The sequence below is a fragment of the Streptomyces sp. TSRI0107 genome (genome assembly GCF_001905845.1).
In the GTDB taxonomy this organism is placed as follows: domain Bacteria; phylum Actinomycetota; class Actinomycetes; order Streptomycetales; family Streptomycetaceae; genus Streptomyces.
The window spans coordinates 378,297-391,240 of record NZ_LIVZ01000004.1 but is presented as its reverse complement, the minus strand read 5'-3'; the positions used below and the strand labels follow the sequence as shown (position 1 = coordinate 391,240).

General features: G+C 71.8%; 11 protein-coding genes and 1 riboswitch. Of the genes, 5 read left to right on the top strand and 6 right to left on the bottom strand.

The annotated features are described in order from the left end of the window. Window positions 1-25: 25 nt before the first annotated feature. Together AMK31_RS12135 and AMK31_RS12130 are read left to right on the top strand one after the other, a co-directional pair. A complete protein-coding gene (locus AMK31_RS12135; RefSeq protein ID WP_079186812.1) occupies window positions 26-1,360 on the top strand; it encodes an ATP-binding protein in 1,335 nt (444 codons plus the stop codon). Further along, window positions 1,357-2,103 (top strand): LuxR C-terminal-related transcriptional regulator, encoded by a 747-nt coding sequence (locus AMK31_RS12130; RefSeq protein WP_073940466.1) that lies wholly within the window; start codon window positions 1,357-1,359, stop codon window positions 2,101-2,103. Before AMK31_RS12135 ends, AMK31_RS12130 begins: the two co-directional genes overlap by 4 nt. 52 nt (window positions 2,104-2,155) lie before the next feature. Here the strand turns inward: AMK31_RS12130 and AMK31_RS12125 are convergent, their stop codons facing one another. Both AMK31_RS12125 and AMK31_RS12120 read right to left on the bottom strand, forming a co-directional pair. Continuing rightward, a complete protein-coding gene (locus tag AMK31_RS12125) occupies window positions 2,156-2,785 on the bottom strand; it encodes a hypothetical protein (RefSeq protein ID WP_073940465.1) in 630 nt (209 codons plus the stop codon). A 120-nt stretch (window positions 2,786-2,905) separates the two neighbouring features. Then, window positions 2,906-3,973 (bottom strand): C40 family peptidase, encoded by a 1,068-nt coding sequence (locus AMK31_RS12120; protein WP_073940464.1) that lies wholly within the window; start codon window positions 3,971-3,973, stop codon window positions 2,906-2,908. Window positions 3,974-4,382: 409 nt separating this feature from the next. On the opposite strand from AMK31_RS12120, the gene AMK31_RS12115 reads away from it, so the two are divergent. Continuing rightward, a complete protein-coding gene (locus AMK31_RS12115; RefSeq protein WP_073940463.1) occupies window positions 4,383-4,736 on the top strand; it encodes a hypothetical protein in 354 nt (117 codons plus the stop codon). Here the strand turns inward: AMK31_RS12115 and AMK31_RS12110 are convergent. Beyond that, window positions 4,714-5,724, bottom strand: coding sequence for a tellurite resistance/C4-dicarboxylate transporter family protein (locus tag AMK31_RS12110; protein WP_073940462.1), 1,011 nt, complete (start codon window positions 5,722-5,724; stop codon window positions 4,714-4,716). The genes AMK31_RS12115 and AMK31_RS12110 overlap by 23 nt on opposite strands. 102 nt (window positions 5,725-5,826) lie before the next feature. Continuing rightward, a complete protein-coding gene (locus tag AMK31_RS12105; RefSeq protein ID WP_073940461.1) occupies window positions 5,827-7,032 on the bottom strand; it encodes a C40 family peptidase in 1,206 nt (401 codons plus the stop codon). 7 nt (window positions 7,033-7,039) lie between these two features. After that, window positions 7,040-7,209, bottom strand: a riboswitch (cyclic di-AMP (ydaO/yuaA leader). 105 nt (window positions 7,210-7,314) lie between these two features. On the opposite strand from AMK31_RS12105, the gene AMK31_RS42090 reads away from it, so the two are divergent. Together AMK31_RS42090 and pcrA are read left to right on the top strand one after the other, a co-directional pair. Continuing rightward, entirely contained in the window at window positions 7,315-7,446 is a 132-nt protein-coding gene (locus AMK31_RS42090) for a hypothetical protein (RefSeq protein WP_274535962.1), read from the top strand. Window positions 7,447-7,499: 53 nt separating this feature from the next. Further along, window positions 7,500-9,977, top strand: coding sequence for a DNA helicase PcrA (pcrA, locus tag AMK31_RS12100; RefSeq protein ID WP_073940460.1), 2,478 nt, complete (start codon window positions 7,500-7,502; stop codon window positions 9,975-9,977). Window positions 9,978-10,049: 72 nt separating this feature from the next. Here the strand turns inward: pcrA and AMK31_RS12095 are convergent, their stop codons facing one another. Beyond that, a complete protein-coding gene (locus AMK31_RS12095; protein WP_073940459.1) occupies window positions 10,050-11,594 on the bottom strand; it encodes a M23 family metallopeptidase in 1,545 nt (514 codons plus the stop codon). 259 nt (window positions 11,595-11,853) lie between these two features. After that, window positions 11,854-12,789 carry an esterase/lipase family protein gene (locus AMK31_RS12090; protein ID WP_073940458.1) on the bottom strand — a complete coding sequence of 312 codons (936 nt, stop codon included), beginning with the start codon at window positions 12,787-12,789 and terminating at the stop codon, window positions 11,854-11,856. Window positions 12,790-12,944: the final 155 nt, after the last annotated feature.

Genomic DNA, 12,944 nt, shown 5'->3' with positions numbered 1-12,944 from the left:
AGGGGAGTCTCGGGGGTCGACCCTGATGCCCGTGGCCGCCCGGCGTGTGACCATCGATGGCATGCCGGAAGCCGCGCCCACAGCAGCGCCACTCGTCGAACCGCGGCCGCCGCGCAAGCTCTACCGCAGCAGTGACGGACGCTGGCTCGGTGGCGTGGCGCGGGGGCTCGCCGGACATCTCGGGCTGCCCGTGATCTGGGTGCGCCTGGTCTTCGTCGGCCTGTTCATGGCCAACGGCCTCGGCGCGCTGCTGTATGCCGCGTTCTGGTTCTTCGTGCCGCTCGGCGTCGGAGGCGTCGACGCGGACAAGCCGCCGTCCTTCGTCACCACCGAGACCGCACCCGACGGCCGCCGCAGACGCGTCACACGCAAACCCGACCGGGGCCAGATCGTCGCGCTGCTGCTCATGGTCGTCGTGGCCATGGTCTTCGTCAGCAGCGTGAACCTGGGCAGCGGAGCCAAGGCCTATCTGCTGCCCGCCGTCCTCGTCGGCGCCGGTGTCGCCCTCGTCTGGCGCCAGGCGGACAACGCCCGCCGGGCCCGCTGGGTCGAGGTCGGGCGGCGTCGGCGCACGCTCACCCTGCTGCGCGCCGGGGCCGGCGTCCTGCTGGTGACGGCCGGCGTCTCCGGCATCTTCGTCCTGCAGGGCTCCGCCGCCCACCTCGGCTCGGTGCTTCAGGCGGCCCTCGCGGTCCTCGTGGGCATCACGCTGCTCGCCGGCCCGTATCTGGTGCGCATGACGCAGGACCTCTCCGAGGAGCGACTGATGCGCATCCGCGCCCAGGAGCGTGCCGAAGTCGCCGCCCACGTGCACGACTCGGTGCTGCACACCCTGACGCTGATCCAGCGCAACGCGGAGAACGCGAACGAGGTGCGCCGCCTCGCCCGTGCCCAGGAGCGCGACCTGCGGACCTGGCTCTACAAACCGGAGGGCACCGGCAAGGACGAGGCGGACGAACCCGCCACGCTCGCCGACGCGGTGCGACGCAACGCGGCGGAGGTCGAGGACAAGCACGGCGTGCCCATAGAGGTCGTGGTCGTCGGCGACTGCCCGCTCGACGAGGGCACCGGCGCACAGATGCAGGCCGCGCGTGAGGCGATGGTGAACGCCGCCAAGTACGGTGGCGAAGGCGGCGCCGTCCAGGTCTACGCCGAAGTCGAGGGCAGGACGGTCTTCGTGTCCGTCCGGGACCGCGGCCCCGGCTTCGACCTCGACTCGATACCCGCCGACCGCATGGGCGTTAGAGAATCGATCATCGGCCGCATGGAGCGCAACGGCGGCACGGCCCGGCTGCGGGCGGTGCCCGGCGGCGGCACGGAGGTCGAGCTGGAGATGGAGAGGGCGGAGAAGACGTCATGAGCGACCCGACCGAGGCGAACGGGACAGCGGGAGCGGCGGAACCGGCCGAGCCCGCGGAGTCGGCCGGCCAGAGCACCGGTGAGCGTCGGGTGCGTGTCGTCCTGGTCGACGACCACCGGATGTTCCGTACGGGCGTCCAGGCCGAGATCGGCCAGACCGAGCAGACCGGTGTCGAGGTCGTCGGCGAGGCGGCGGACGTCGACCAGGCGGTCACGGTCATCACCGCGACCCGGCCCGAGGTCGTCCTCCTCGACGTGCATCTGCCGGGTGGCGGCGGCGTCGAAGTGCTGCGTCGCTGCGCGGCGTTGATGGGGGACACCGAGCGTCCGGTCCGCTTCCTCGCCCTGTCCGTCTCGGACGCGGCGGAGGACGTGATCGGGGTGATCCGGGGCGGTGCGCGGGGTTACGTCACCAAGACGATCACGGGCTCGGACCTCGTCGACTCGATCTTCCGGGTCCAGGAAGGGGACGCGGTCTTCTCTCCGCGTCTCGCCGGGTTCGTCCTCGACGCGTTCGCCTCCACCGACGCGCCGCCGGTCGACGAGGACCTGGACCGCCTCACCCAGCGCGAGCGCGAGGTGCTGCGGCTCATCGCCCGGGGGTACGCGTACAAGGAGATCGCCAAGCAGCTGTTCATCTCCGTGAAGACGGTCGAGTCGCATGTCTCCGCCGTCCTCAGGAAGCTTCAGCTCTCCAACCGGCACGAGCTGACGAGATGGGCGACGGCGCGGCGGCTGGTGTGACGGCCACCGGGGCGGCGCCTCTCGCCGGAGCCGGAGCCGGAGCCGGAGCCGCTCAGCGGTGTCCCGGCTGCGGTGCCGGCACGGCTCGCAGAGCCCACCGGTAGTGCCGTACGGCCTTCGTCACGCCGATCAGCCCCGTGACCCAGAGGATCAGGCCGATGCCCATGCCCAGGGCGGCGTCGTAGTAGGCCGACCGGCCGGGTTCGGCCTCCGCCGCGGCCGCGAAGGAGGCCCACAGGCCGATCGCGCAGATCAGCATGGAGGAGAGCAGCCAGAAGAGGCTGAGGCCGGGGGAGCGCAGGCGGGCGTCGGTCGGCGGGTGGGTGTCCAAGGCCAGCCAGGCGTCGATGAGTTCCTGTATCCGCCGGTCGCGGCGGATGGCGAAGGCGACCGCGATGACGGACGGGGCGAGTGAGGCGAGGCCGAGGAACGCGAAGACCGGGCCGAGGATGAGGCCGAGAGGGTCCTTCTCCTCGATCTGCTGGAGCGGCAGTACCAGCAGCGACCACCCGATGATCGCCGCGACCGCCAGCAGCCACAGCAGCAGCACCCGGTGCACCCCGAGGCTGCGCCGCCGCAGGTCCTCCAGCGCTCTTCCCCGGTCGGCCAGCAGCGCCGCCCGGTCCGGCCAGGTCCGGATGTGGGGCGGCGGCGGAGGCGGAGGCAACGGGGAGCGGGGCATCGGGACCTTCCGGCGGACGGGGACTGCGTGGACGTGGGAAGCGGCGCACACCGCCTTGGCGCCCGACGCTACCGTGCCGCCGTGCTCATGCCATGCCCGTGTCGCTCCCGTGTGGCGTGTTCACACCACGCGTGTGGCGCCCGCGAACGGCATCTCGTCGATCGGTGCCACCCGTACGGGAGCCGAGGGGTTGGGGGCGTGGACCATCTGCCCGTTGCCGACGTAGATGCCGACGTGGCTGATGCCGGAGTAGAAGAACACCAGGTCACCGGGGAGGAGTTCGGAGCGGGTGACACGGCGGCCGGCGCCGATCTGGGCGTACGTCGTGCGGGGCAGGCTGACGCCGGCGGAGCGGTAGGCGGCCTGGACCAGTCCCGAGCAGTCGAAGGCGTCGGGGCCGGTGGCGCCCCAGACGTAGGGGCTGCCGAGCTTGGAGTAGGCGTAGGAGACAGCCGACGCCGCGCGGGAGTCGGGTGCCGCGACCGCCCCGCCCGGGGCCGTCAGGCCGTCCCGGGCCGCCGTCGCGTCCCGTGAGGCGCGGTCGGTGCCGGTGCCGTCCTGTGCGAACCGCGCCCGCTCCTCGGCCGTGAGCCGGGACAGCAGCCGGCGGGCGGCGTCCAGCTTGTTGGTGACCGTCTTCTTGTGCCGCTCCAGTTCCGCCTGACGCGAGGCCAGCGAGGCCACCTCGACGCGGGCGGCACCGCGCAACTGCTCCAGTTCCCGCAGTTGTTCGCGGACGCTGGAGACGGTGGTGGTCTGCCGGTGCTCGGCCCGTTCGGCGAGCGAGGCGCCGTCGAGGTACCGGTCGGGGTCGTCGGAGAGCGCCAGTTGCAGTGCGGGGGAGAGGGCGCCGCGGCGGTACTGTGCCGCGGCGATGGAACCGAGGCTGTCCCGCTCCGCGTTGAGCCGTTCCGCCCTGCGGGCCGCCTGGTCCTGCAGGCTCGACAGCCGCCGACGGGCCGCCTCCGCCTTCTCCTTGGCGCCGTTGTACTTCTCGGTGGCCACCTCGGCCTCCTGGTACAGCTTGTCCACCTTGGCCTTGACCTGCGCCGGCGTCAGCTCCGGCTCGGCGTGCCCGGTCCCGTCGAACGCCGTCGCGGTGGCCGCGCCCGCCAGCGCGATGGTCGCCGCCGTACGGGCCCGATGGCCGCCGGCCAGGCGTTTCCGGGGCTTGCGGTGCGCTGCCACGTGGACTGCACGTCCTTTCCACGACCGGGGGATCCGCGCGGTCCGGCGGTGGTCCCGCACACGGGAGCGGGACCACCGCCGGGCCTTCTCGGCGGAGACGTCCGGCTGCCGCCCCTGGCCCGGGCGGCGGTGGGGAGCCGGACGCCTGGTGGAGGACGCTAGGCCCGGCTGTATCGGGACGGTAACGGGATGTGCCGAAGTGACGGAAGCGGACCGCCGGACGACCGGATGCGACCGTGATCTCGTCGCGAAAGCGTCGACGGCACGTGGGCCCCTGACCGAAGTGACGATTCTGTGAGCCGTGTGAGGGGCGGGATGCTATGGGCCGCATATATCCACTCGCCTTCGGGCGTCCCAGCGCCGGGGCGGTGTCGGGCGACCGGTGACCGTCTCGTTAGGCTCCGGCCTCATGGACGTACTCATCCATCTCTTCGTCGGCCTGCACATCATCGGCATCGCCTCGCTCCTCGGCGGCTTCCTCACCCAGATGAAGGCGATGGGCCAGGGCACCGCCCGCTTCGTCCCGGCGATGCTGCACGGCGCGCTGACGATGCTGGTCACCGGCGTGATCCTGGTCGGCCTCAACCAGGCCGACGACCAGACGGTGAACAACATCAAGATCGGCGTGAAGCTGGCCCTGCTGATCGTGATCCTCGGCCTCGTCTACGTGAAGCGGGACGACGAGAAGGTGGACAAGGGCCTGTTCGGCCTGGTGGGCCTGCTGACCACGGCGAACGTCTTCATCGCGGTCCTCTGGACCTGAGGCCCGCCGCGCGGTGCCGCGGCGTCCGGGGCCGTACGGCGGCCCGGGCGGCCGCGGCCGCGCCGACGGCGGCCGCCAGGCAGGCGGCCACCGCCATCCACAGCAGCACCTCGCCCGGCCACGCCAGCCAGGAGACGCCGAAGGCGGACGCCACGGACAGCGTCGCCGCCGCCGTCATTCCCATCGGGAACACCGTGGACCAGCGGCGCACGTCGTATCGCAGCCGGGGCCGGGCGATCTCGGCGGTGAGCAGCACGGCGTACCAGGACAGATCCAGCACGAGCAGCGCGAGGGTCACGTCGTGCAGGACGCCCCGGTCGTCGACGTTCCACAGACTCAGGTCCGGGCCGTCCGCGGCGATGAGCTTCGAGCCCGCCAGCGCCGAGATCGCGAGCGCCCCGCCCGCGACCCAGTGGTCCCCGCCGCCCTCGATCACCTCCCGTGGACCGAAGCGGGTAAGGGCGAGCCCGTAGATCACGATCCCCAGCCAGAACAGCACCAGCGCGGCGTGCGCGAGCCAGGCCGCCGACTCCGTCGCGGCGAGGGTGGCGGCGAGCACCGCCAGGCCCTGCGTCGCCACGCACGCCAGGAACACCGAACCCGGCATAGGCCTGCGCCAGTGCCTCACGCTCAGCACCAGCAGCACCGGCCACAGCACGGCGGCCAGCGCCAGCAGCGCCCCGGCCGAAAGCGTCCAGCCCAGCGCGGCCAAGCGGGTACCCAGCACCGCCGTCGCCGCCACGGCGGTCAGCGCGGCCGGCGTGCCCGCCTGGACCAGCCACTGCTGCCGCTGCCCCAGCAGGAGGACGAGGAATTCCGCCGCCAGCGCCAGCCAGGCGGCGCCGGCCACCACCAGGAAGACGCGGGAGACGACCTCGTAGCCCGCCAGATGGAGGCCGACCGAGACGATTCCGGTCGCCATCACGGCGGCCCCGGCCGCCGGCGCGCGCTGCGCCCACCAGGCGCGGAGGGGGGAGGTGCCGGGCATGGCCCGATGCTATGGAGCCCTGCGCGCCGTGCGAGCGGGGCACGCGCGCGGGCGCGGGGAAATGCACGCGGGCGCGTGCAACCGTTCGCGCCCGCGCTCGCGTCAGGCCGGACGCACCACGCTGTGGATGGACGACTCGCCGTCGTAGTAGATCGACTCCTCCCGGACGTACGCCCCGGGCTTCGGCGCGTGGATCATCATCCCGTTGCCTATGTAGATGCCGACGTGGGTGACGTCGTCGTAGAAGAAGACCAGGTCGCCGGGCTGGGCGGCGCTGATCGCGACGGTGGTGCCGGCGTTCACCTGGTCGTAGGTGGTGCGGGGGAGGGTGACACCGGCGGCCTTCCAGGCGGCCTGGGTGAGGCCGGAGCAGTCGTACGAGCCGGGACCCGTGGCCCCCCAGACGTACGGCTTGCCGATCTGCGCGCGGGAGAAGGCGATCGCCTTCTCGGCCTTGGCCGCGTACGTCGAGTCGGTCGAGGTGGCGGTGTCGCCGGTGCCGGTCTCCGCCTGAGAGGTCTCTTCCTGAGCGGTCTCCTGCTGCGCGGTCTCCTGCTGGGCGGCCGCCGCTTCCTCCGCCTCCTGCCGCCGCTGCTCCTCCGCCTGCTCCTGCTGGCGGGCCAGCTCCGCGGCCTTGCGGGCCGCCTCCTCCTGCTTGCGCTTCTCGATCGCCGCGAGCCGTGCCTTCTCCTCGGCGGTCAGCTGCGACAGCAGTTCCCGCGCGTCGGCGAGCTTCTTCTGGACGGTCGCCTTGGCCGTCCTGAGGTCGGTCTGCGACTCGGTGAGCGTCTGGAGGCTCTCGCCGGCCTCGCGACGCTTCTCCATCGTCTCGGCCTGCTGGTCGAAGTAGTCGTCGACCGCGTCCTTCTGCCGGCTGGTCAGCCGGCCCATCAGCTGGTTCTGGTCGAAGTAGTCCTGCGGGGAGTCCGCGAGCAGGAAGGTCGCGGTGTCCGGCACGGCGGACCCGGTGCGGTACTGGGCGGCGGCGTACGAACCCAGCTCCTCGCGTGCCTCGTTGAGCTTCTGGGTCCGCTTGGCGACGTCGTCCAGGAGGGTGTCGACGCGCTTGCGCTGCTTGGTGGTCTTCTCCTTGACCGCGTTGTACTTCTCGGTCGCCGACTCCGCCTGGCGGTAGAGATCGTCGACCTTCTTCTCGACCTCCTCCAGGCTCGGCTTGTCGTCGGCCGAGGGGGTGGCGCCGGCGGTCTGCGAGAGCAGGGCCACGGAGGTGAGGGCCGCGGTGGCGAGGGCGGGGGTGCGTATGCCGGCCACGCGCGGGGTGGGACGCGACTTGCGGTGCGACGCCAAGGGAGGCGACTCCTTCCATCGGCCGCCTACCGGGTTAGCTGTCGGGTTCGGGCGGGTCGTTCGGAAGGGTTGCCCTACGGCTCCTCCCTGAAAGGGAGGGGCCGATTCACCCCAGAGTCGGTTGGGTCCCCGGCTCCGGTCGCCGTGCGGGCGCGCCGGACTCGGCGGAGGCCGCGCGGCCCGGCGAGGTTCGCCGGTGGGGGTCGTACGGCCTGCCCGGAACGGTAGCCAACTCGTGTGGCTGCTGTGAAGGTTGGTGGGTGATATGCCCGATACATTTCCGTGACCTTCCGAAAGGTGTCGCTCGCCGTCGCCGAGCCTGAGCACCCCGTGTCCGACCTGCGCGGTAGCCGGGTGGACGCGGTGCGTGACGCGGCCGGTTTCCCCGTGATCGCCGGACCGCGGCGGCTGTGATGTTCTGCGGGCGGCCCTCGGTTGTCAGTGGGGCGCCCTAGACTCGGAGAGCGATGAGCAGCCTCTTTGACGACAGCTTCCTGGCGGACCTCCAGGCCCCGCGGGCCCACGCGGAGGAACCCCCGCCGCCGCCCGAGGACGATCACGTACCGGAGCCGATCCCGGACGATCTGTTCGGCGGGAAGTTCGACCTGCCCCCGGACCGGGACGAGTACTACCGAGACGGCGCCCCCCGCCCCGCCGTGGACCCCGCCGCGCTCCTGGAAGGGCTGAACGAGAACCAGCGCGCCGCCGTCGTCCACTCCGGCTCCCCGCTGCTCATCGTGGCCGGCGCCGGCTCCGGCAAGACCCGCGTGCTCACCCACCGCATCGCCCACCTGCTGGGCGAGCGCGGCGTGCACCCGGGCCAGATCCTCGCGATCACCTTCACCAACAAGGCCGCGGGCGAGATGAAGGAGCGCGTCGAGCAGCTGGTGGGCCCGCGCGCGAACGCGATGTGGGTGATGACCTTCCACAGCGCGTGCGTGCGCATCCTGCGCCGCGAGAGCAAGAGGCTCGGCTTCACCTCCTCCTTCTCGATCTACGACGCCGCCGACTCCAAGCGCCTGATGGCCCTGGTCTGTCGTGATCTGGACCTGGACCCCAAGCGCTTCCCGCCCAAGTCGTTCAGCGCCAAGATCAGCAACCTCAAGAACGAGCTGATCGACGAGGAGGACTTCGCCGCCCAGGCCTCCGACGGCTTCGAGAAGACCCTCGCCCAGGCCTACGCCCTGTACCAGTCGCGGCTGCGCGAGGCGAACGCCCTCGACTTCGACGACCTGATCATGACGACGGTCAACCTGCTGCGCGCCTTCCCGGACGTGGCCGAGCACTACCGCCGCCGCTTCCGCCACGTCCTGGTCGACGAGTACCAGGACACCAACCACGCGCAGTACGCCCTCGTCCGCGAGCTGGTCGGCACCGGCACGTACGACGAGGACGTCCCGCCGAGCGAGGGCGACATCCCGCCCGCCGAGCTGTGCGTCGTGGGTGACGCCGACCAGTCGATCTACGCCTTCCGCGGCGCGACGATCCGCAACATCCTCCAGTTCGAGGAGGACTACCCGGACGCGACGACGATCCTGCTGGAGCAGAACTACCGCTCCACCCAGACGATCCTCTCCGCGGCCAACGCGGTCATCGAGCGCAACGAGTCCCGCCGCCCCAAGAACCTGTGGACCAACGCCGGCCAGGGCGCCCGGATCACCGGCTACGTCGCCGACACCGAGCACGACGAGGCCCAGTTCGTCGCCGACGAGATAGACCGCCTGACCGACGCGGGCGACGCGAAGGCCGGCGACGTCGCCGTCTTCTACCGCACCAACGCCCAGTCCCGTGTCTTCGAAGAGGTCTTCATCCGCGTCGGCCTGCCCTACAAGGTCGTCGGCGGTGTCCGCTTCTACGAGCGCAAGGAGGTCCGGGACGTCCTGGCCTACCTGCGTGTCCTGGCCAACCCCGAGGACTCGGTGCCGCTGCGCCGCATCCTGAACGTGCCCAAGCGCGGCATCGGCGACCGCGCCGAGGCGATGATCGACGCGCTCTCCCAGCGCGAGAAGATCAGCTTCCCGCAGGCGCTGCGCCGCGTCGACGAGGCGTACGGCATGGCCGCGCGGTCCACGAACGCGGTCAAGCGGTTCAACGCGCTCATGGAGGAGCTGCGCACGATCGTCGAGTCCGGCGCGGGCCCGGCGACGATCCTGGAGGCGGTGCTCGAACGCACCGGCTACCTCGCCGAGTTGCAGGCCTCGACCGACCCGCAGGACGAGACCCGGATCGAGAACCTCCAGGAACTCGCCGCAGTCGCCCTGGAGTTCGAGCAGGAGCGCGCCGAAGGCGAGGCGGGCACGCTGGCCGACTTCCTGGAGCAGGTAGCGCTGGTCGCCGACTCCGACCAGATCCCCGACGAGGAGGACGGCGACGGCGTCATCACCCTGATGACCCTGCACACCGCCAAGGGCCTGGAGTTCCCGGTCGTCTTCCTCACCGGCATGGAGGACGGCGTCTTCCCGCACATGCGCGCCCTCGGCCAGACCAAGGAGCTGGAGGAGGAGCGCCGGCTGGCGTACGTCGGCATCACGCGCGCGCGGGAACGGCTGTATCTGACGCGGTCGTCGATGCGCAGCGCCTGGGGCCAGCCGCAGTACAACCCGCCGTCCCGCTTCCTGGAGGAGATCCCGCCCACGTACGTCGACTGGAAGCGCACCGGGGCCGTCGCGGCTCCGGCGGGCCCGGTCTCCGGTGTGGCGGCCTCGCTGTCGTCGTCCCGCTCGCGCTCGTCGGCGTCCGGCGCCTCCGGGTTCGCCACCAGCCGGACCGCGGAGAAGTCGGTGGTGTCGCTGGCCGTCGGCGACCGGGTCACGCACGACCAGTTCGGGCTCGGCACGGTGGTCGCGGTGAAGGGCACCGGCGCCAATGCCGAGGCGACGATCGACTTCGGCGACGCCAAGCCCAAGCGCCTGCTGCTGCGCTACGCGCCGGTGGAGAAGCTCTGACGTGAGAGAGCCCCCGCCGGACACGGCGGGGGCTGCGGGCCCGGAGCGGGCGGGGGCCGGCGGCGCGGAAGGCTACGAGGGCTCCAGTCCGTGGCTGCGCAGCCAGGACAGCGGGTCTATGGCCGAACCACCGCCCGGGCGGACCTCGAAGTGCAGGTGCGGGCCGGTGGAGTTGCCGGAGTTGCCGGAGTACGCGATCGGGTCGCCGGCCTTGACGGTCGTACCGGAGGCGACGCGGTACGTGGAGAGGTGGCAGTACCAGGTCTCCGTGCCGTCCTTGGCGGTCACGATCATCATGTTGCCGTAGGCGCTGTTCCACTCGGTGCGGACGGTGCCGTCGGTCGCGGCCATCACGGTCGTGCCGTAGGCCACCGGGAAGTCGATGCCGGTGTGCAGGGACATCCAGTTGATGCCGGACTGGCCGTAGTAGGCGCTGAGTCCGTGCTGGGCGACCGGGAGGGCGAACTTCGGGCGGAGCCGCTCCTTGCGGGCGGCCTCCTCGGCGGCGCGCTTGCGCTCGGCCTCCTGCTGGGCCTTGAGGTCGATGCGCTCCTGGGTCCGGCTGGCCCGGTCGGCGAAGTCGTCGGCCTCCGCGGAGAGGCTTTCCAGTTGGGTGTCCAGCTTGTTGTTGGCCGCGGACGGTTTCACCGGCTGGGCGTCGGCCGCGGTCGTCGAGGACTCCTGGGCGTCGTCGGAGGAGAAGGTTCCGACAGAGGCGGCCGCGATGCCCGCGACGCCCATCACACACGCCGACGGCACGGCGACGGTCAGCAGCGCGGACCGTTTGGCGGGCGTACGGCGGCGGGAGCGGGAGCCGCTGCGGGAGGCCGCGCGCCCGACCGGGGCGGGGGTACTCTCCTCCTGGTCGTCGAGGAGCGTGGTGACGGTGGGAAGTTCGCCGGTGGCGGCCGGGCCGTCCTCCGGAGGAACGGTTTGCCCGTGCTCCTCGTAGGAGGTGCCGTCGTCGTAGCCGGAACCGGTGGCGTCCTCGTGCGACGGGGTGTCCTCGTAAGCGGGGGTGCCCTCGTACGCGACCTGGTCGAAGGTGGCCGTCGCCTGCTGCTCGGGCTCGCCGCCGTCGGTGTTCCACTGCGTGGCGTCGTACGCCCCGGTGTCGAAGGCCTGCGTGCCCCACTCCCACTGCTGGGTCTGGTCGGCCGGACCGCCGGACTGCTCGGGCTGCAGCCAGGCGCTCGCGTCCCACTGGCCGCTGACGTCGGGGGCCGTGGACTGGTGCGGGATGCCGCCGAACTGCTGGTAGCCGGTCGCCCAGGTGGTGCTGTCGTAGGCGCCCGTGTCGTAGGCGGCGTGGTGCTGGGCCGCGTACGGGTCCTGGCCTAGGGTCTGGTGGCTGCCGGTGGACCACTGGGTCGCGTCGTACGCGCCGGTCTCGTGGCCGCCCGCGTTCAGATCGCCGAAGAGCGGGTCCGCCTGGAACGTCGTGGTGGGCCCGGTCGGGTGGCCGGCGGCGTCAAAACCGCTGGCCTGATAGCCGCCGTATGTGGTGAGGTCGCCGTAAGGGGCTTCCTGGGTGCCGTACGACGCATAGGGCGCCGAGGCGGCGTCGGAAGCCGGAGCCGGGGTGGTCATACTCCCCGACGGGTGACGGTCGTTCACCAACTTCTCTTTCGCCTCGACAACAGGGGCTGCCAGAGCAGTGCGGCGACTGTACCCGGCGGTACGCGGGCACGACAATCTTCGGCAGGTTTCGTGCGCGGGGGAAACGGGCATTCGGCCGTGTTTCGGGGGAGGGCGGGCACGACTTTGGCTTTGTGTTCGGTGAGCGTTCGATTTCTTACGGCTTTTCGACGTCGGTGAACGGGCTGTGACAACCGGGTGTTGAGGTCCCTGGAGGGTTTCCTGGGGTGGGGGATGCTCAGGCCACGGTGATGCCGCCGGTGTCCGGAGCGGTGTCCGGAGCGGCGTTCGCGATGGCGTCCGCGGTGGTGCCCGAATCCGTCTGATGCGCCTCGTCGAGAACCTGCCGTACGACGGAGGCGACGGCCGGGTGCACGGGCAGCGCGAGATGCCCGATGCCGGTCACCCGGATGTTGCGGGTCGTCAGGTCGGGGTGGTCGAGGCGGGCGGCCTCCGGCGGGTCCATCACATGGTCGAGATCGCTCCAGAAGCTGACGAACCGCGTACGGCAGCCGGGCGCGGGCCCCGCCAGTTCCTCCAGCACGTCGGAGCCGGGGCGCATCTGCCGTGCGATCGGGTGCGCGTTGGCGAGCCGCGCGACCCGGGTGCCGGAGTGCGGGGTGCCGAGCGTGACCAGTGTGCGCACGCGGTGGTCGCCGCCGAGCCGCTGCACGTAGTAGCGCGCGATCAGGCCGCCGAGGCTGTGGCCGACCACGTCCGCCCGTTCGCTGCCCGTGCGCTCGCAGATCTCCTCGATGTGCCGGCCGAGCAGGGCGGCCGCGGTGCGGATGTCACAGGTGAGCGGTGAGTAGTTGAGCGATTCGACCCGCTGTCCGCCGTGCTGGGCGAGGCTGCGGCGCAGCAGGACGAAGACCGAGCGGTTGTCGATGAACCCGTGCAGCAGGACGACCGGCGGCCGGTCCTGCGTCGGCAGCCGCAAGGGCGCCGTCCCGGGGGACCGTGACGGCGATGGCGGGGCCGAGGGGCGGCGTTCCTGGGTGATGCCGGAGGGGTAGAGCAGGAGGTGGCCCGCGAGGATCGCGATCTCCAGGGCGGTCGCCTTCAGGAGCGCCGTGGACAGGCCGGTCAGGCCGCCGGGGAGGAGGCGGCGGACGGATGGCAGCGGCAGTGAAGGAAGGGGCGGAAGTGCCCCGATGATCGGTAAGGCCTTCATGGCCGACCTCCTGTCGGCACGCGGGAGGACGGCTCCGGCCCCCGTATGCCCTTGGGGGAGGCCGCGGCGGAGGTGGGCGACGCGGCTCCCGTCGCGCAGGGTCCCGGCCCGGCCCGCGGGTCGTCGGCTGCCGCGGCGGGTGGGCCGCGAGGGCT